19 protein-coding genes are annotated in these 19,031 nt (G+C 63.5%); 8 read left to right on the forward strand and 11 right to left on the reverse strand.

The genetic code is table 11. From position 1 onward, the window contains the following. Window position 1: 1 nt before the first annotated feature. Window positions 2-709, reverse strand: a complete 708-nt coding sequence (locus KNN16_RS06220) for a Crp/Fnr family transcriptional regulator (protein ID WP_303900061.1) — start codon at window positions 707-709, stop codon at window positions 2-4. A 154-nt stretch (window positions 710-863) separates the two neighbouring features. On the opposite strand from KNN16_RS06220, the gene hisG reads away from it, so the two are divergent. From hisG to KNN16_RS06255, 7 genes are all read left to right on the forward strand, one after another. After that, window positions 864-1,925, forward strand: coding sequence for an ATP phosphoribosyltransferase (gene hisG, locus KNN16_RS06225; RefSeq protein WP_299284755.1), 1,062 nt, complete (start codon window positions 864-866; stop codon window positions 1,923-1,925). A gap of 25 nt (window positions 1,926-1,950) precedes the next feature. Further along, on the forward strand, window positions 1,951-3,051 hold the full coding sequence (gene hisC, locus KNN16_RS06230; protein ID WP_303900064.1) for a histidinol-phosphate transaminase: 1,101 nt from the start codon (window positions 1,951-1,953) through the stop codon (window positions 3,049-3,051). Then, window positions 3,038-3,634, forward strand: coding sequence for an imidazoleglycerol-phosphate dehydratase HisB (gene hisB / locus KNN16_RS06235; RefSeq protein WP_303900065.1), 597 nt, complete (start codon window positions 3,038-3,040; stop codon window positions 3,632-3,634). The genes hisC and hisB overlap by 14 nt, the downstream gene beginning before the upstream one ends. 127 nt (window positions 3,635-3,761) lie before the next feature. Further along, the gene (locus KNN16_RS06240; protein WP_303900068.1) at window positions 3,762-3,905 is read left to right on the forward strand and encodes a hypothetical protein; all 144 of its coding nucleotides are present in this window, start codon (window positions 3,762-3,764) and stop codon (window positions 3,903-3,905) included. Between the two features lie 16 nt (window positions 3,906-3,921). Next, entirely contained in the window at window positions 3,922-4,440 is a 519-nt protein-coding gene (locus tag KNN16_RS06245; protein ID WP_303900069.1) for a hypothetical protein, read from the forward strand. A gap of 14 nt (window positions 4,441-4,454) precedes the next feature. Continuing rightward, window positions 4,455-6,167, forward strand: coding sequence for a cbb3-type cytochrome c oxidase subunit I (locus KNN16_RS06250; protein ID WP_303900071.1), 1,713 nt, complete (start codon window positions 4,455-4,457; stop codon window positions 6,165-6,167). A 212-nt stretch (window positions 6,168-6,379) separates the two neighbouring features. Next, window positions 6,380-7,297: a hypothetical protein gene (locus tag KNN16_RS06255; protein WP_303900073.1), complete on the forward strand. Its 918-nt coding sequence runs from the start codon at window positions 6,380-6,382 to the stop codon at window positions 7,295-7,297. Between the two features lie 76 nt (window positions 7,298-7,373). On the opposite strand, the gene KNN16_RS06260 is transcribed toward KNN16_RS06255, so the two are convergent. Next, on the reverse strand, window positions 7,374-8,003 hold the full coding sequence (locus KNN16_RS06260) for a LysE family transporter (protein WP_303900075.1): 630 nt from the start codon (window positions 8,001-8,003) through the stop codon (window positions 7,374-7,376). An 82-nt stretch (window positions 8,004-8,085) separates the two neighbouring features. After that, complete coding sequence (gene glnA, locus KNN16_RS06265) at window positions 8,086-9,576, reverse strand: type I glutamate--ammonia ligase (RefSeq protein ID WP_299284737.1); 1,491 nt, start codon at window positions 9,574-9,576, stop codon at window positions 8,086-8,088. Between the two features lie 420 nt (window positions 9,577-9,996). Here glnA and KNN16_RS06270 point away from each other — a divergent pair, with 420 nt between their 5' ends. Continuing rightward, window positions 9,997-10,929, forward strand: coding sequence for a hypothetical protein (locus KNN16_RS06270; RefSeq protein WP_303900077.1), 933 nt, complete (start codon window positions 9,997-9,999; stop codon window positions 10,927-10,929). Window positions 10,930-11,092: 163 nt separating this feature from the next. On the opposite strand, the gene KNN16_RS06275 is transcribed toward KNN16_RS06270, so the two are convergent. From KNN16_RS06275 to KNN16_RS06310, 8 genes are all read right to left on the reverse strand, one after another. Further along, window positions 11,093-13,174, reverse strand: a complete 2,082-nt coding sequence (locus KNN16_RS06275) for an ATP-binding protein (RefSeq protein ID WP_303900079.1) — start codon at window positions 13,172-13,174, stop codon at window positions 11,093-11,095. Window positions 13,175-13,608: 434 nt separating this feature from the next. Further along, the gene (locus tag KNN16_RS06280) at window positions 13,609-14,166 is read right to left on the reverse strand and encodes a cupin domain-containing protein (RefSeq protein WP_303900080.1); all 558 of its coding nucleotides are present in this window, start codon (window positions 14,164-14,166) and stop codon (window positions 13,609-13,611) included. A gap of 222 nt (window positions 14,167-14,388) precedes the next feature. After that, window positions 14,389-15,774 carry an FAD-binding oxidoreductase gene (locus KNN16_RS06285; RefSeq protein ID WP_303900081.1) on the reverse strand — a complete coding sequence of 462 codons (1,386 nt, stop codon included), beginning with the start codon at window positions 15,772-15,774 and terminating at the stop codon, window positions 14,389-14,391. Between the two features lie 39 nt (window positions 15,775-15,813). Then, window positions 15,814-16,203, reverse strand: a complete 390-nt coding sequence (locus KNN16_RS06290) for a putative quinol monooxygenase (protein ID WP_303900083.1) — start codon at window positions 16,201-16,203, stop codon at window positions 15,814-15,816. A gap of 23 nt (window positions 16,204-16,226) precedes the next feature. Next, on the reverse strand, window positions 16,227-16,796 hold the full coding sequence (locus tag KNN16_RS06295) for a hypothetical protein (protein ID WP_303900085.1): 570 nt from the start codon (window positions 16,794-16,796) through the stop codon (window positions 16,227-16,229). A 336-nt stretch (window positions 16,797-17,132) separates the two neighbouring features. Continuing rightward, a complete protein-coding gene (locus KNN16_RS06300; protein ID WP_303900087.1) occupies window positions 17,133-17,825 on the reverse strand; it encodes a hypothetical protein in 693 nt (230 codons plus the stop codon). Between the two features lie 2 nt (window positions 17,826-17,827). Next, window positions 17,828-18,745: a hypothetical protein gene (locus tag KNN16_RS06305; protein WP_303900088.1), complete on the reverse strand. Its 918-nt coding sequence runs from the start codon at window positions 18,743-18,745 to the stop codon at window positions 17,828-17,830. 2 nt (window positions 18,746-18,747) lie between these two features. Continuing rightward, window positions 18,748-18,990: a hypothetical protein gene (locus KNN16_RS06310; protein ID WP_303900091.1), complete on the reverse strand. Its 243-nt coding sequence runs from the start codon at window positions 18,988-18,990 to the stop codon at window positions 18,748-18,750. Window positions 18,991-19,031: the final 41 nt, after the last annotated feature.

Genomic DNA, 19,031 nt, shown 5'->3' on the forward strand with positions numbered 1-19,031 from the left:
CTCAGCGATCGCCGTGCGCTTCCCCCTCGCTGTGCGCCAGCTCCCGCAGCGTATCCAGATCCCGGATCCAGATGTATCCTCCCCGCTCCGTGCGGATCCATCCGGCCCGGGTCCAGCGGCTCAGGATCCGGATGGCCGTCTCCAGGGTGGTGCCCGCCATACGGGCGATATCTTCCCGGGAGAGGGGGATCGTGATCCGAAAGCCCTCGGCTTCGGGCTGGCCGGCGCGCTCCGCCAGGGTCAGCAGCACATAGGCGATGCGGTTCTCCACCCGCTCCAGGACCAGCGTCCGAATGGCCATGGCCCGCTCCAGACGCTGACCCAGCATCTGGAGCAACCGGACCGCCACACGGGGGTAGCGCTCCAGGAGCTCCAGATAGGCGGCCCGAGGGATCCGCAAGACGGTGACGGGGGTGGCGGCCTGAGCAGTGGCAGGGTTACGGCTGAGCAGGAGGGTTGCCCCGCCGAACACCTCCCCCGGCCCCAGGATCTCCAGGATCACCTCCTTGCCCGGGGAGGCCTGACGCAACATCCGGACCCGTCCCTCGGCCACGATCCAAACTGCGTCGGCCTCATCGCCCTGATGGAAAATATAACGTTCCGCCGGAAAGGAGAGCACCTCCGTCCAGTGGCCGATCTCGTGATAGGCGTCTACGTCCAGGCCCGCGAACAGAGGGGCTTTCTGCAGGATCTCGATCAGGGAACCCATCCATCGATCCCCGGGACCAATCATCCGACTTCCCCAGTATAACGGGAGGCGGAGGAACACGAAAACGCCACATCTGACCACCGGCAGGGACCATCCAGCGGGCTGCCCCTGCGATAAAATGGGGGAAAACCAGTGGTCTGCAAGGAGGCACGCGTTGCAGGCGCATGGCCTGTGGCAACCGGGCGCGCGGCGCCCCGGGGAGATTCGGATCGCGCTGCCCAGCAAGGGGCGACTGGAGGAGCCCACGCTGGCCTTCCTGGCCGCATGCGGCCTGGCGGTGGAGAAGACCAACCCCCGCCAGTATGTCGCCCGCATCCCCGCCCTGCCCGGCGTCACTGTCCTCTTCCAGCGGGCCGGCGATATCCCCCTGAGCGTCCGGGACGGCGGGGTCGACTTCGGCATCACCGGCTACGATGTGGTGATGGAGCGCCTGGATCACGACCCCAGCGTTCTCATCCTCCACGACGCTCTCCACTACGGCCACTGTGATCTGGTCCTGGCTGTGCCCGAATCCTGGCCCGTGGAGACGGTGGAGGAGCTGGCTGCCCTCGCCCAATCCCGGGCCCGGGAGGGCCATCCTCTACGCATCGCCACCCGCTTCCCCCGCCTGGTGGGCCGCTTCCTGCAGGAGCGGGGGATCCCCGCCTTCCAGCTGGTGGTCTCCGAGGGCACCCTGGAGGTTGCCCCCAGCATCGGCTATGCCGACCTGATCGCCGACCTCACCACCACCGGGACCACGCTCCACGACAACCGCTTGAAGCCCCTGCGGGACGGCATCATCCTCCACGCTCAGGCCTGCCTGATCGCCAACCGCGAGGCCCTGCGTTCCCGGCCGGAGGTCCTGGCCGTGGCGCGGCAGCTGGTGGAGTTCTTCGAGGCCCACCTGCGGGCGGAAGGCCACTACATGCTCTTCGCCAACATGCGCGGGGAGTCCGCTGAGGCCATCGCCCGCCGCCTGTTCGCCCAGACGGATCTGGGTGGCCTCCAGGGCCCCACGATCTCCCGCGTCTACGTGCGCGAGGAGGACCCCGGCTGGTTCGCCATCCACATCATCGTGCGCAAGGATCGCCTGAACGAGGCCATCCGGCAGCTGCGGGCCATCGGCGGAAGCGGCGTGGTGGTGGCCCCGGTGACCTACATCTTCGAGGAAGAACCTCCCCGCTGGCAGCGGGTGCTGGACCAGCTGCGCGAGGCCGAGAAGGCCTCTCCCTTTTAAAACCCGCACACCAGGAGCGATCCGCATGGAACGATGGATCCGACCGGATCTCCGGGACCTCTTGACCTATAGCATGGCGGTCTCCCCGGAGGAGCTGGCCGCCGCTTACGGCATCCGGCCGGACCGGCTGATCCGCCTGCACGCCAATGAGAACCCTTATGGACCCTCCCCGCGCGCTCGGGAGGCGCTGCGGAACGGGGAATGGCATTGCTATCCGGATCCCCAGGGACGCGCCCTGCGCCAGGCCCTGGCCGGATACACCGGCTTCGGTCCGGAGTGGATCGCCCTGGGCAACGGGGCCGACGATGTGATCGATCTCCTGGCCCGGCTGCTGGTCGGGCCCGGTCGAGCGGCCCTCATCGCCGAGCCCACGTTCGAGATGTATGCCCTCTCCGTCCGCTGGCACGGGGGCCGCGTCCACATCGTCCAGCGGGATGAGGCGTTCCGCCTTCCCCGCGAGACGCTCCTCGAGGCGATCCGGCAACTACAACCCGCCGCTGTCTTCCTGGCCTCCCCCAACAACCCGGACGGCCAGCTCCTCCCGGAGGAGACCCTTCAGGCGGCCCTCGAGGAAGGCGTGATGGTCATCGTGGACGAAGCCTACTTCGAGTTCTCCGGCCGCACCTTCGCCGGCTGGCTCCCCCGATATCCGAACCTGGCCATCGTGCGGACCTTCAGCAAGTGGGCGGGACTGGCGGCCCTTCGCGTGGGCTACGCTCTGATGCACCCGGACCTGGTCCGGGCCTACGACGAGGTGCGCCCGCCCTTCAACGTCAACCTGGCGGCGCAGCAGGCCGCTCTGGCTTCTTTGGAGGATCGAGCGTATCTGATGGAGAACGTGGCCCGCCTGGTGGCTGAGCGGGAGCGGCTTTACCGGGCCCTGCAGGCCTTCCCCTTCCTCCGGCCGTTCCCCAGCCACACCAATTTCATCCTGTGCCGGGTGATCGGGTGGGACGCCCATCGCCTGTGGGAGGCGCTGCTGCGGCGCGGGATCCTGATCCGTCGCTACACCGCGCCGGCGCTCCGGGAGCATATCCGCATCTCGGTGGGGCGGCCGGAGCACAGCGAGGCGCTGCTCCGGGCCCTGACGGAGATCGCCGAGGAGATCCCCCATGGCGCCCCGTGAGGCTCGACGCCAGCGACGCACCGCGGAAACCGAGGTGACGATCTTTCTCCGACTGGACGGGCGGGGAGAAGCCCGGGTGGAGACCGGCATCGGCTTCCTGGACCACATGCTGCACCTGTTCGCCTTCCACGGGCTCTTCGACCTGGAGGTCCAAGCCCGGGGGGATCTGCACATCGATCCTCATCACACGGTGGAGGATGTGGCCATCGTGCTGGGACAGGCTCTGGATGAGGCGTTAGGGGATCGAAAAGGGATCGTGCGGATGGGGCATGCGTATGTGCCGATGGACGAGGCGCTGGCTTTCGTGGCGGTGGATCTCTCGGGTCGGCCTTACGCTGTGCTGGATCTCCCCTTCGGCGGACCGATGGTGGGGGCCCTGCCCACCTCCCTGATCTCCCACTTCCTGGAAAGCCTGGCGGTCCACGCCCGCATGAACCTGCACGCCCGCCTGCTCTCCGGGCGGGACGATCACCATCGGGCGGAGGCCCTCTTCAAAGCCCTGGGCCGCGCCCTGGAGATGGCCGTGCGGCTGGACCCCCGGCGAGGGGACGTCCCCTCCACGAAGGGAACGCTCAGTTTGTGATGTTTTTCCCAATATGACGGCGATCATATCCTATCCATCCTCCTCCGGGGGAAATTGAAGAGGGGTGAAGTGATCCACCGGTTTCGGCCTTGCGGACATGGAGGCGATCTCCCGGAGGAGGTGTGCGATGGAGAAAGAACAGGTGCCTCTGGGGCAGGCCCTCTTCGATGAGCTGTTCCTCCTTTTCCTCCTCTCCCTTGTCATCAGCCTGATCCTTTACAACATCTGGGGCCTGCTGGATCTGCTGCGAACCCCTGTAGGGATCCCGTGAGAGAAAGGAGGGCCCGATGTTCGCACCGCCGCGGGTGTGGTGGAGGCCGCTGGACCGCCTGGAGCGGACCTGGCTGGGGCTGGCCTTCGCCTGGTGCCTGGTGCTCTTTATCATGATGCCGGTCTGGTTGATCCTCGGCCGGCATAACGTCCCGGCGACCACTTATCGAGCTGCCCCCACGCAGTTCCAGCAACGGGTGGAGGAATTCGTCCGCAAATATCAGGTCGGCACGGAGAAGGGCATCCCGGTCGTGGAGCCCCCTCCCGGGGATGTCTACCTCCTGGCCCGTCAGTGGCAATGGTACCCCATCCTCAAGCTCAAGAAAGGACAGACCTATCGCCTCCACGTCTCCTCCATCGACGTTCAGCATGGTTTCTCGATCCAGCCCGTTAACCTGACGTTCCAGATCCTCCCGGAATATGTCTACGTGATCACACTGACTCCGCTGACGAGCGGGGAGTTCTCCATCGTCTGCAATGAGTTTTGCTACCTCGGACATCACGTGATGGTCGGGCGCATCCTGGTCACGGATTGAGAAAGGAGGCTGGCATGGCGGCTCCAGCCATTCCGCTCGGCGAAGAGAAGGCGATCTTCCGCGTTTGCCCGGTGACCCGGTTGCGGGTGGATCTGGCGGCGGAACGGATGATCATCGCCAACGCCACCGCGGCGGTGATCTTCCTGCTCGTCGGCGGGGTCATGGGGCTGCTGCTGGCCCTGACCCGCTGGGAAGCCGTCCACCTGTTGCCGGCCACCTGGTATTACCGCTTGGTGACCGGCCACGGCTTCAACATGCTGGTGGCCTGGATCGTCTTCTTTGAAGTGGCTGGGCTTTATTTCGGGAGCACGGTGCTCCTGAACGCCCGGCTGGCAAGCCCCTGGGCGGCTCGCCTCGCTTTCGCCCTGATGCTCCTGGGCGCCCTGCTGGTGAACGGGATCGTCCTCGCCGGGCGCGCGGATGTGATGTTCACGGCCTATGTTCCCCTGAAGGCCCATCCCCTCTTCTATCTGGGGGTGATCCTCTTCGCCGTGGGCGCGTTGATCGCGGTAGCGCTCTTCTTCGCGAACCTCCTCATCGCCCGCCTGGAAGGTCGCTATACGGGCTCCGTGCCCCTGGTGGTCTTCGGGCTGGCGACGGCCGCCATCATCGCCACCTACACCCTGCTCTCCGGGGCCATCGCCTTCATCCCCGCCTTCTTCTGGTCCCTGGGATGGCTGCGCACCTACGATCCGGGCTTCTATCGCAACCTCTTCTGGGGCTTCGGGCACCCGGCTCAGCAGATCAACCTGGCCGCCATGGTGGCGGTGTGGTATGCCCTGGCGGCCATCACCGTCGGCGCCACGCCGATCAACGAGAAGCTCTGCCGGCTGGCTTTCGTGCTCTACATCCTGTTTATCAACCTGGGCGCCGCTCATCACCTCCTCGTAGATCCCGGCCTGAGCTTCGCGTGGAAGATGTTCAACACGTCCTATGCGATGTATCTGGCCGTCCTGGGGAGCCTGATCCACGCCTTCTCGATCCCCGCCGCTGTGGAAGTGGCGTTGCGGCGCCAGGGATATCGCCGGGGGCTCTTCGAGTGGCTACGCCGGGCTCCATGGCAGGAGCCGGGGTTCGCCGCCCTGGTGGTCTCCATGGTCCTCTTCGGCTGGCTGGGAGGGGTGAGCGGGGTGATCATCGGCACGGAGCAGCTCAACATGCAATTCCATAACACCCTGGCGGTGCCCGGGCATTTCCATGCCACAGTGGTCGGGGGCACCACCCTGGCCTTCATGGGTCTGACCTATTACCTCATCCCGCTCATCTTCCGGAGGGAGCTCCGGCTGAAGCGCCTGGCCTCGTATCAGCCCTATGTGTTCGGTTTCGGGATGTTGCTGCTGATCTTAGGCTTCCTGTTCAGCGGCACCCTGGGGGTTCCCCGCCGGGACTGGGCGGTCTTCAAAACCCCCGCCGCTTTCTCCACGCTGATCCCGGAATCCGCTCAGCTGACCCTTGCCATGGCGGACATCGGCGGCGTGATCGCCGCCATCGGCGGCGCCATGTTTATCCTCATCGTCCTGAGCTCCGTGCTCACCGGAACGGTTCAGGAAGCCCGCTCCCTCCGCCTGATGGCCGTGAGCCCGGCGGATCCGCCCGAAGCAGCGGAAACCGCTCACGAGGAGCCCCGGGGGACCTTCGTGATCGTGCTGGCCTTCCTGGCGTTCTTCATCCTGGTTTACTTCCGGAACTGGTGGTTGTTGGGGTTCCGGAGCTGGCTGGTGCATTAACCCGGCGCCCCGAACACGAAGGATCGCCTCAAACATCGAGACGAAGAGAAAGCACAGGGTGCGGGCAGATCCCGGCCCTGTGCTTTGCTTTTCATGGTCCCCTTTCAATCACAGGATCCGGATGCATCGAGTAAAATGATTCAGGAGCCCTGTTCGCTGCAGATCCTCAACACCCCGGCCCCCAGCATCCGGCACGAGCGTGGAGAGGGGCCATGGGCGATCGCGCGCTGTTTTCGCGAGCCTGGCGGATCGTGAGCGGCCACAGATCCCTGTGGCTGTTCGGGTTCATCGCCGGTTTCGGACCTCCCACGGCCCTCTTCCAGTTCAGTGGGAACGCGTTCATCGCTTTCCCCCAATCTCCTGAAGAGCTCCGGGGGCTCCTCCTCTATTCCTCTCCATGGGTGTGGGCAGGGATTTCCCTTCTGGCCCTCCTCGCCATGGCCGTGTGGCTTCTGATCAACGCATTCGGCCATGCCGCGCTGATCGCCCTGGTGAATCACGTGGAGGAAGGCGCGGCGCCCACGCTTTCCACAGGCTGGGAGGCCATCCGGCGCTACGGCTGGCGGATCTTCCTGATCCACGGGCTGCTCCGGCTGCCCATCTTTTTACTCGCGGGAGCCTCCGTGCTCCCGCTGGCGATTCCAATCGGGCAGGCGCTGATTGAAGGTCGATCGACCATCCCGGGCCCCCAGATCGATCTGGGCCTGTTTTGCTGCTGGGTGGGGTTATTGATCTGGATCCCCGCCTTGATCCTCTTCAGCTGGATCGAAGCCCTTGCGGATCGGGCATGCATCCTGAACCGCCGTTCGGTCCGGGCGAGCATCGCCTATGGCTGGAACGCCATCCAGCAATATGCCGGCCAAGTGGTTCCCTTCGCCATGAAGCTGTTTGGGATCGCCGGCTGGATGGAGATGGGGCTGATGGGACCTTTTTATGCGCTGCAGCGAATCGCCGGGCTCGGCGAGATCCCGGGCATGCCCTTCTATCCCAGCGGACGCGGGTTGCTTCCGGCCGGTCTCTCCATGCTGGAGCTGGGGATCCATACAGGGGTGGCTGCATTCCTGTCCACGTGCTGGACTCTGTTCTATCGTCAGCGCTTGAAGGCCGCATCGGAGGCCCGGAGGGAGTGAGGCCCCTGAGCATCTGAAGTCTCCGATCGCCAGGGCGACCGTGGCCTCAGGGACCGCGAGGGGCGGTTCCCCTCGTTCACCCCAGCGATGCGAGCAACCGCAGCCCGCTCCATCCACCCATTGCCAGCAACGTCAGCCCGCACAGGAGGGTCAGCGCCCGCAACACCGGAGGCGAAAGCCTTCGGACCCCGCCGTGGGCCACCAGGCCCAGCAGACCCACCCAGAGGAGGCTCCCTGCGGTGAAGCCGCCGTAGAACACCGCCACCGCGGTCGGCGTGACCTCCGGGATCCCCAGGCGGAGCATGGTGGAGGCGATGGCGGCGAACCAGAGAAGGACCATCGGGTTGGTCAGGGTGATGGCCAGGCCGGTCAGGAACAGCCGAGAGGAGGAAGCTCCCGCCTCCCAGGAGACAGACATCCCTCGCCACGCATCCCGCAACGTCAACATCCCCAGCCCGATCAGCAACACAGCCCCCGCCGCCGCCATGGCCGTCCCCAGCGCCGGCCACCGCACCAGCAGGGTCGCCGCCCCTGCCAGGCTCAGGGTGAAATAGGTAAGATCCCCGGCCACGGTCCCCAGACCGGTGAGGACCGCCCCTCTCCATCCGCTGCGCAGGCCCGCCCGCAGGATGGCCAGGTTCCCCGGCCCCAGAGGGACCGAGAGGGAGAGGCTGAGCAGCAGACCGCGCAGGAAAATCCCGATCATACGGCCCTCCATACAGAGTCTCGGAAACAGACAGGGGGCCGAGGGGCTTCCCCTCCGCCCCCTGTCCGATGAGGCCGCTCCCTTACGCGCTGTAGTAGAGGTAAAACTCATACGGGTGCGGCCGGAGGCGGATGGCATCCACCTCCTTCCGCTTCAGCTCGATCCATGTCTCGATGACGTCCGGGGTGAAGACGCCGCCCCGCAACAGGAACTCGTGGTCCCGCTCCAGGGCCCGCAGGGCCTCCTCCAGGGAGCCCGGCACCTGCTTGATCTTGCGAGCCTCCTCCGGCGGCAGCTCATAAAGATCCACATCCACCGGGTCCCCCGGATCGATGCGGTTCTGGATCCCATCCAGGCCGGCCATCAGGATGGCGGCGAAGGCCAGGTAGGGGTTCGCCGAAGGATCCGGGCAGCGATACTCGATCCGCTTGGCCGCAGGGGAATCCGAATACATCGGGATGCGGATGCCGGCGCTGCGGTTGCGCCGGGAGTAGACCAGGTTCACCGGCGCCTCGTAGCCGGGGACCAGACGGCGGTAGGAGTTGGTGGTGGGGGCGCAGAAGGCCAGGAGGGCCGGCGTGTGGTAGAGGATCCCGCCGATGTAATAGCGGGCCAGCTCCGAGAGGCCGGCGTAGCCCCGCTCGTCCCAGAACAGGTTGCGGCCTTCCTTCCAGAGGCTCTGGTGCACGTGCATCCCCGAGCCGTTGTCCCCGAAGAGCGGCTTGGGCATGAAAGTGGCCGTCTTCCCGTGGGCCCGGGCCACGTTCTTGATGATGTATTTATACATCAGCACCTGATCGGCCATGCGGGTGAGGGTCTTGAAGCGCATATCGATCTCACACTGTCCGCCGGTGGCCACCTCATGGTGATGGGTCTCCACCTCGATGCCCGCCTGCATCAGCCGCAACACGATCTCCGAGCGCAGGTCCTGGAGGGAGTCCGCCGGGGGCACCGGGAAGTAACCCTCCTTCCACCGCGGGCGGTGGCCCAGGTTCGGCCGCCCCTCATCCCGGCCGCTGTTCCAGATCCCCTCCTCCGAATCGATGAAGTAGAAGCCGTAATGCGCCCCCTGATCGAATCGGATGTTGTCGAAGATGAAGAACTCCACCTCCGGGCCCCAGTAGCTGACATCGGCGATCCCGCTCCGCTTCAGATATTCCTCCGCCTTCCGGGCGATGTAACGGGGGTCCCGGGTGTAGGGCTCACGGGTCACCGGGTCGTAGACATCGCAGATCAGGCTGAGGGTGGGCACCTCGCAGACCGGATCCACCACCGCGGTCGTGGGGTCCGGGATCAGGATCATATCGCTCTCATCGATGGACTGGAAGCCCCGGATGCTGGAGCCGTCGAAGCCCAGCCCCTCCTGGAAGACTTCCTCGGAGAGCGCCGTGATGGGGATGCTGAAATGCTGCCAGGTCCCCAGCAGATCCACGAACTTCAGATCGACGATCACCACGCCCTGGGCGCGGGCGAACTCGATGACGTCCTTCGGTTTGGTGAGGGGCTTCGGGGCCTTCCCGTTGCTGCGCTCCAGGACCTCCCGGGCGACTTCGGTAAGGGTCTGCCGGGCCATCGCCACCTCCTCACACGGCATGGAAATTCCCCCCGATTGTAAAAAGAGGCACGAGCCCTGGCTACGGGCGGGGAGACCAAAATCCTCCACCTCTATGTTGTGCATCATACACAAAGCCCCCCCATCCGGAGATCTCCCGACGGAAGATCGCAAGCCTTCGGGATGCCCTCCCGAGCCCGGGGAGCCGTGCGAATCGGCGTTATATGGTTATAGCCGATTAACAAATTTAACCATAAAATTGACCGATTTTGACTATGAATTGGTCTTTATATGAGAAGAAAGTTTCTTTAAAATGGCAGTGAAAGGAGGGATGGCTGATGGGGCAGGAACATGGGGAGACAAGGATCTATGCAGGACCGTGTTCCCGATCGACCTCAGCATCCATTTCACCTCCTAATCCTAAATCTGGAGGAGGTCTCCATGAAGATGAAGCGCTTCAGCTATTGGAGCATCGCGCTATTGCTTCTGATCGGGGTCAGGGCAGCTCTGGCTGGCGCAGCTTTTGCCGTGAGCGGAGCGGGTTACACGACCGTCAATGAAGCGGTGGACGGGTCCAACCACTGCAAGAACGGCAACCCCGGCGTCAACTGCAATATCTACGATGGCAAGGAGTTTGTCTGGCTGAACGGCGGGCCGGCGGCCAATGGCCTCGGCCCCGATGGTCGTTACTTCTTCGCTGTTCTGGAGCCGGGCGGCCAGCCGAACCCTAATGACGGCGGGGTCAAGAACCTCTCGGATGACTTCGATCCCTTCACGAACCGCACGTTCACCGTGACCGGCGGAGAGGTTAGCGCCTACGGCGGGACTCACGATGCTTCCATCCCGCTGATCCGCCTCTTCCCTTACGCCGATACAGGCAACCCCGGCGGCGTTTACATCCTGGCGATCTGCTCTCTGGACAAGGGCTATCCCGTCGAGCCCCGAGATTGTAAATATGACGCCTTCAAGGTCCGGAAGGGTGTGGGGAAGGTGCAGGCTTTTCTGAGCGGCAAGAAGTATGAAGACGCCCATACCTTGGGGCGGTTCGATGGGGAGAACGGCTTGGCCAGCTGGCAGATCCAGATCCAGTGCACGGATGGCACCAACACCACCGTCACCACCGATGCGAACGGCGACTGGTCCTTCGCCACGCCGCTACGCTTCCCCACCACCGGCACGACCACCTGTACCGTGCGCGAGGTGCAACAGCCGGACTGGCTGCAAACCGGGAACACCGTTGACCAGTCGGTGGCGACCGGCGGCGCGACGGTGAGCCTGAGCAACTTCGCCTACACCGTGGCCCTGCCGAACGACCGCGTGAGCACCGTCGATGGGCTATACTTCGGCAACGTCTGCAAGTTCAACCTTCAGTAAGCGACACCGGGGGCTGGTCTCTCCCTCCTGCCCTCCTTCTGCCGCCGCGAAACGGTCGGAGGAAGAAAGCCGTTCAGGAGGACCTGTCCCTCCAGAGGATGCGGAGCCGGACGCCTTTGGTGTCCGGCTCCGTGCCGGAAATCCCCGATCAGGGCACAGAGTCTTACACCGAAGCCGATCCGATTTCCCACTCCCAGAGCCGCTGGCAGAGGCGCGCGATTCCATGCTTCAAATGGCGACGATATGTGCTGAAGGGAAGGTTCAGACGCTCAGCGGCCTGCTCCTGCGTGGGCGCGGGATGCAAGTAGGTCACACGCAACGCCTCGTAAAGTTTCCGATCCCGCGGCGTCTTTTCCCAGGCCGCCAGCGCTTTCCCCATGAGATCCTGAAGGGCCATGATCCGGTCGCTCAACGAAGCGTCCAGGCCTGTCCGATGGAGCACGAGCCGGGTATGGAGCAGCGGATTTGCCTGCAGGATCTCGGGACGGCCGAACCCGCGTAACGCCTCACGGACCGCCTCATCGAATTCTGAGCGGCTGAGCACACGGATATGAGGAAGGGTCCAATCCATGGAGGAAAAGGGACGAGGTTCGAAGCTGACTTCCTGCTCCGCCATCCAGCTCAGCCATGCGACTGCAGGCATAACGCGCCAGTCATGGCCATGAACCCCATACCGGCGTCCCTCCACCTCGAAATCCGCCGCCGGGATCCGTTTCATTCCCATATAGGCAAACACCGGCTCCCAGAACTCTGGATCCGCGCACGGGAAGAACGAGAAGGCTAGCCCTGGGGTGCTCAGATGGTGCTGCACGGCGCAAATGAAGCAGAGGGTCTGGACCTCCGAGACGGCCTGATAGGACTCCCGGGCCATCCAGAAGCGGAACAGTGTGGCCCGCTCCCCCGGCCGCAAAGGGGCTTCCTGTTCCAGATAGGCGCGGGCCGCCTGCATCGCAGGATCCCACAGTGGATCCTCCGGTCCGGTTGAATACAGCGTGATCCACAACAGGAAGCCATGCACCTTGCCATCGGAAGCCCGAAAGACCGTCACGCCCTGAGGTTGCTGTTTCAGCCATCCGGCGGCCAGCGCCGCGGAGGCCTGGCCTTCATGGCGCTCCACCATCGCCACCAGTTGAGGAACATCCTCCTCGCGCAAGCGATCTGCCCACATGGAGCCTACAGTTTCCCAGCGGAGAAACGGGCGGAGCTTCGGATTCGTTCGATGCAGATAGATACAATCCAGCAGGAAACGGGGCTGCCATGCGCGAGGCCCATACTGAAGGCGATGGATGTAGGCGGAGCGGATCCGCCGGTGGAGCTCAACGAATCGGTCCGGATTGCGCCAGCACAGATCTGCGCCCAGGACCTCCCGGACCGCATCATCCAGCACCAGGCCCTGGGGACGGGATTCCACAAAGGGAAGTCTTTGTAACCAGGCAAAAAGCTCACGCGCATCCTCCGGGGAATCCAGCAGGTCGCTGAGCAAATCCTCCGTGAGCGCCCGCACCACGGCGCAGGCCTCCAGCGCCGCCCGATGCGCCGGCCCGGGGATCTGGGGGCAAAACAGCTCCCGCAACGCCTGAACCACCTCTGGAGCTGCCATGGGGTGGAAGGGCTGATCCGGGTGCTGGAGCGCCCAATCCGCTGTAAGGCGCAGCGCAAGGGGATGCCCATGGGCGAACTCCATGATCGGTGGCTTCCGCTCCTTCGGGATCCCCCGTTTCTCCAGGTAATCACTCGCCTCTTCCCGACTCAGACTCCTGAGCCGGATCAGGAAGATGAGGCTGGACCAGCCAGGATCCCCGGGCCATATCCGGGAAGGGGGATCCCGGCTCGCCAGGAGGAGCAGCATGGATTGGGGAAGTTGAGGGAAAAAGGTATTGCGCAACCAGAGGTCAATGGACATCAGCTGCTCGTAATGATCGAGGAGGAAAACCGCCCGTGGGGATCCCGAGGAACCATTCTGCGCTTCGCGGAGGAGGGGCTGTAAAGCCTGGAGGAAAGCGATCGGCTGGGCGTCCAGCGTCCGGGCATCCACTTCTACAATGGGGATTCCAGCCTCCCGGCAGAGCTGGGCGTATCCCTGCAGGAGAGCGGTCTTCCCGATCCCCGGGGGCCCGGTCACCATCCACACCGGGAACGGCCACGCTGGAGCCGTCAGAGATTCCTGAAACCAAGCCAGTTCAGTTGTTCGTCCCACCCATTCCTGCCGCCACGCCGCCAGACGATCCTGCCAGAGAGAGGTCATTTTTTCACGCCTTTCATATGGGGGTCAAGGTCTACCCCTAACCCGCCGGGTCATCCCCATGATCGCCCCGCCGGAGCAAAAAAGCAAAAAGAGCTCATCGAAAATAGCGGCCGCTTTGCTCCCACTTTCCGAACTCCGCACAGAAAATCAGCGTTCCTAATTTAGCGGTTCGGACGGAGCTGCCCCAAAGAGCTGGCTGTCAGTTTGCTGCGAGATGAAGATGGCGCTACGTCCGAATTCTGAGTTGACAAAGATCGGCGTGAGTGTCCCGATCAGGAGATGAACAACTCCCGACACGGGAAAGCAAATCACACTCACCCCGAGTGGGGATGCCCAGTGGAACGTGGCTGCCGTCTGAGACTGATCCACAGTAAGTTCCTTTCGCCAAAAGTTTCTGTTGTCCTGCGCCGCCTAACGCTGTTTGGGTCCGCGGTTCACTTCCTCCACCAGATATCGCTCCTCCACCACATGTCGAGCGTTATGAGGGACAAGCGGCTGTCCCTGCCTTCTGGGAGCGTTTCTTCGCCTATTCGCCATCCCGAGCCGAAGGCAGGATCCCGAGCCGAAGGCAGGCGCTGGCCGAGCAACCGGCCGAGCGGACCCAGCACGGCAAACGTGAACCACTGGACCCATATGGGTGGCCGCGTGAGGCGCACGGTCGACCAGAACGACTGTCCGAACACGCCGAGGAGCAGGACCGGCGGCATCCCACTCCGGCTCAACCGCCCGGCCTGTGCGAGACCGAAGAGAGCCTCAAAGAAGGCTTCCGTGTTCAGGGCCGGTTCGAATTCCTGCCGGTACTCGGCGGGCTCGCTGCCCTCAACCCAGAAGTGATGCGGCGTGCCCGGCGGGATGCTCACTTCCTCGCCGGCGGCCACGACGCGCTCGCGACCAGCAATGCGGAAACGGAGCGCGCCGCGATGCACCGCGAACCGATTGGTCTGATACGGGTGCACATGCTCGGGCTCGCGTTCCTCGCTGGGCAGGCTCACGCACTCGAGGACGAGCCGCGCACCGGCGGACGCACTCGCCGTTTCAACGAACCGGACGCGTCACCCGGTCCGGGGGTTTGTGATCTCCTGTCCGATCTGTGCCATGTCACAGCTCCCTCACACCAGATGACCCTGCGGTCCGCCCGCGGCCCAACGCCCAGCATCAGCAGCGGCGCGAAGCGCCGTCCGATGCATGCTGGGCGTTGGGCGCATGACCTTCCGTCACGCCGGCTTGATGTTCTGGTTCATCCGGAAGAAGTTCGTCGGGTCGTACTTCTTCTTGAGCTCCACCAGCCGCTTATACGTCGCACCGTAGGCGAACGCGACGCGGTCGCTCTCGTCTTGGGTGAGGAAGTTGATGTACGCGCCGCCGCTGGCGAATGGCTGTGATTTGGCGAAGAATTCGCGCGCCCAGCCGATGCAACGCTCGTCCTCGGCAGCCGACTCCCACCGGCCATGCACGTTGAGCACGTAGTTGGCGTCCCGACTCGAATAGGCCATCGCTTCGGGCGCGACGCGCGCCGCCTGGCCGCCAAGAACCGCGATGAAGATCTCGCACTGCGGCGATGGCAGCTTGCCGGCGTATTCAATGACGGTGTCAATCGTGCCGTCGCTGAGCCGCGAGAAGTTGTGCGACTTCCAGTAGTTGCGCGCACCCTTCGTCAGGAGCGGATCGAAAGCCTGCTGCCAGGCGGTGTACGGCTGCACGCCAATGTACTCGCCGTGCGCCGTACCAAAGCCGCGCAGCGGCTCAATCAACTTCTCGCCCTTAGCGGGATCGCCCGGATAGAAGATAGCGAGCACGACGACCTCTTTGCCGTGGACCTTCTCGGGCAGGAAGGGCAGTGGGGGCGCCTTCCGGGCGACCACCCAGACGGTGAGTTCGTCCGGCATCGTTTCAGTGAAGCGGGCGAACTGCGTGAGCACGGACTTCGCTTGCTCGAACGGGAAGACGATGAGCCCAGTCAGCACATCTGGGCCGACGGGATGGAGCTGGAACTCAAAGCGGGTGACGATGCCGAAGTTCCCGCCACCACCGCGTAGCCCCCAGAAGAGGTCGTCGTTTTCCCTCGCGCTCGCGTGCACTTGACTGCCATCCGCGGTGACGACATCTGCGGAGAGCAGGTTATCGACGGTCATGCCGTACTTCCGGCTAAGCCAGCCGAAGCCGCCGCCGAGCGTCAGGCCGGCCACACCCGTGGTCGAGTTGATGCCCAGTGGGGTGGCGAGGCCGTGCGCCTGCGCCGCCGCGTCGAAGTCGCCGAGGGTGCAGCCGGGCTCGACCGTCGCGCGGCGGGCTTTCGCGTCCACCCGGACGCCCTTCATCGCCGAGAGGTCGATCATGAGGCCATCATCGCAGACAGCATTGCCCGCGATGTTGTGCCCGCCTCCGCGGATCGAGACGAGCAGGCTTTCCTTGCGCGCGAACTTGACGGCCTGGACCACATCTTCCGGCCGCGTGCAGCGGGCGATTAGCGCGGGCCTGCGGTCAATCATGGCGTTCCAGATCTGTCGCACCTCGTCGTAGCCAGTGTCGCCAGGAAGAACTACATCCCCCTGGAACTGCGTTTTGAACTCGTCAATCTTTGCTTTTGTAATGGCAGACATGGCAGTTTCTCCTTGTGTGATTGGTATGCGCCTTACAGCTTAATGGCGCAACCCGGATGTGGACGCAATGCGGATCACGACCTCCCCATCGTGCCATTCGGGATCGCTCTCCATAAGCGCCCGCATCTTACGGTAATAGGCATCCTGCCCCGGGCTTTCCGCATTGGATATATAGGTGGCTCGATCCTGAAAGAGCACAACCATATAGTATTCCTGGGGATCACTATCCATTCGATACAGATACGTCATGATGAACCCCGGCACTTTCAAGCCCTCGAAAGCCCGAAGCTGCTCCATCAACGCGTTCTCCATGCCCGGCTTAAGGCGAAAGCGCGCAATGGTCCCATACATGGTTGTTTGCCACATCATCAGCCTCCAGGGCGGAAATTTTTCAGACCGGGCCACATTCTTCGACTTGCTGCCGATCATCCATCCTGTGCCTGTGGAGTCCGCTAATGTCGGATGAAGAGAGTGAACCCGCTGACAGTTTGTTGAAAGTTCAGAACCCCCGGGACGTTCAATCGAATTCCTTCTTCTGGTCCTTGAGGGATCTTATCCCCCAGGAGACAGTACACCCAGAGGATCGCAGGAAACCGTGCTCCCCCAGGCTCTCCAGGATCCATCAGAACCCGAAGCATCAGCTGACCGCCCTCGAACTCCTGGGGAAGCCCCTGCACTGCCCCGCTGCCATAGCTGTGGAAGCTCAGGACCTCAACAGCTGTCCAGGTGCCGGTGAACAGCACATGGCCTGCTGCATCCTTATGAGCGAAGGATCCCCCTCCATGCACCGTGTCCGGATGAATGGTAAAGGTCCCTGCACCAGTGATCTCAACGGTATCTCCGTTCTCAGCCATCGCGATAGCCGGGCACGCCGATGGCTCCAAACCGCAGAGAAAATCGCTGGCGATCAGGAAATCATAGGTCCGCGCGCCGCTATCCGCCCTTGCCCTGGGAACGCCGCCCGGGAGCAACCCCAGGGCCAGAAGCCCAATGATGACTCCGAAGCGCATCCACCGGTTCATTGCCTCCCTCCTCTCTGAGAGCGCAGTCTGTCCGCACCACGCAAATTCTCCAGAGGTCTTGACTTTCCTCCCCAGAATGCCACCGGGGGAGCACGTCAGCCGGTGAGCCGATCACCCTTATTTTTGCTTATCATGATGATCGTTGTCCAGACCAAGAAATGATCAAAACAGGCTCAATTTCTGTTCTTCAGCGCGCTTTAGTGGTTTCCAGACTCTTACCTTCCTTGTATGATAATCAGCAGGTGGGCAACAGCCCGATTCCCCCTGGGGATGAAACCCGATAGGGAGCTCCCTGGCGAAGGGATGGCCCCGGAGGAGCGTGCTGGGCCGGAGCGTTTACTTCTGTGCAGGCTGGCGGGGCTGGCGCCGGGTGAGCTGTGGGCGCTGGATGGGTGGTTCGAGCGCTTCCATCGCCTTCACCCACTCGACGCGAAGGGAGGCAGGGATGGTGCACCAGAACACCACACTCTGACCGGCGAGGATCTCCACCACACGGGGCTCCATCACGCCTTCCTTCCCAACCATCACCCGGGTCACCTGATCCGGACGGTATCGTTCCTTCCCGGGAAGCCGAACGTGAATCTCGCCCTCACCCCGGCCTCCCACCTGGAGCACACGGTAGATGCCCGGGCGCACCAGGGTGACGGCGAAGAGATCGCCTTCGGGGATGACGTGGCCGCTATCTAACCTGACGATCTTCTCCTGATGGGTGAGTTGAACGATCTCCACCCGGTAACGTCCGATCCCCCGCGAGACACAAAACCCCATCACACCGCCTGATGCCAGAAGGTAAGATTCCCTGATCCCCTCCAGCGCGGCGAGGTCCAGGTGGAGCTGTAAAGGTCCCCCCTCCATACTCACACGCACATGAGCCCGATGGACCATCCGCTCGTCCCGCCAGATGGTCAGCTCATAATCCCCTGCCTCCGGGAACCGATGGAACAGGGTGGTGAGCACGGTGAGCGACCGGCTATCGAAGACCTGCTGAGCGAAGACCGGGCGGTTCAAGACCACGTTTTTGCGTTTCATGGTTAAGCTCCCACATCCGCTTGCACGACCATCTCCGCATCGTTCACGCTGACACTGAGATTCCGAACCGGGATGCGCACCGCGATCAGCCCGTTCGAAGCCGGCATGATCTCCAGGGGATCATCCATGCGATAGAGCGGGTTGCAACGGCTGAAGAAATCCAGGATCACCGTGCCGATGGAATCGAGCAGGCCGAAGCTGACATTGAAGAGATCGCTCAGCCATTCCTCGATCTCATCCGGGATATCGAGGATGGTGCGGATCAGGTCGGCGACGCTCCCGATGATGGCCAGGATGAGATCGCGCACCCAGCCGCCAGGGATCAGGGCCTTCACGGCATCGGTGAGGGTGTCCTCGATCAGGTCGCCCACGATATCCGGGAAATCGAACAGATCTACATCGATGGTCTCGGGATCGATATGGATGTGCCACTGGTTATGGGCGGGGGGTGGCTCAACCCGCAACGGCGCGCAGAGATCCGGTGAAGGGAGCGGCAGCGCGGCGTCGAAATAGCGCACCACGAGGCGCGCGGTGAAGCTGACCTCCTGAGCGACGAAGGCAGCCAGATCGGGCGAGATCGAGATATCAGGATCGCCGCTGAAAATGCATACGCGGGGAAGGCAGATGTCCGGGATCGGCCATGGCATATCGACGCAGCCGCCGCCCACGCAGAGCTCCGGGATGTTCAGTCCCAGCGTGAACCGCAGCCGGTCCCATCGGAGATCCAGCTCCTTCACCCGGATCGTCCCATCCGCACGCAGGTCGACGGAGCCGCCCTCCAGATGCGCCTTCACATCATACCCGGCGGTGAAGCCCCCGAAGCTCGCAGAATCCGCCTTCTCGAAAACCAGGTTGCGCTGGAGGAGGTCAAAGGATCGCCGGAAGACGCCTTCGGAAACCGCAACGGTCATGTGGGCCATGATCAGAGCTCCTCCACCACCAGGTTGATGAAGGCCATCAGCTGATCCGATTCCACTGTCGGGTTATGGGGGACAGCTGCGGGTGCCGGAGCAGGCTGCAGGGTGACCCGCTGGCCGATGGTCAAGCCCTGTTTCCTTAATAGATCCGTGAGATTCAGGACCATCGATTCGATCGGCTGGCTCAGCCGCGGCAGGAGGCCGAGGCGCAGCACGGTCCGCGTGTAGCATTCGACCAGATCCTCCATCTCCGCCGGCTCAAGGTCTACAACCTCCAGCCCATCGAGCC

It is taken from the genome of Thermoflexus hugenholtzii (genome assembly GCF_018771565.1).
In the GTDB taxonomy this organism is placed as follows: Bacteria; Chloroflexota; Anaerolineae; order Thermoflexales; family Thermoflexaceae; genus Thermoflexus; species Thermoflexus hugenholtzii_A.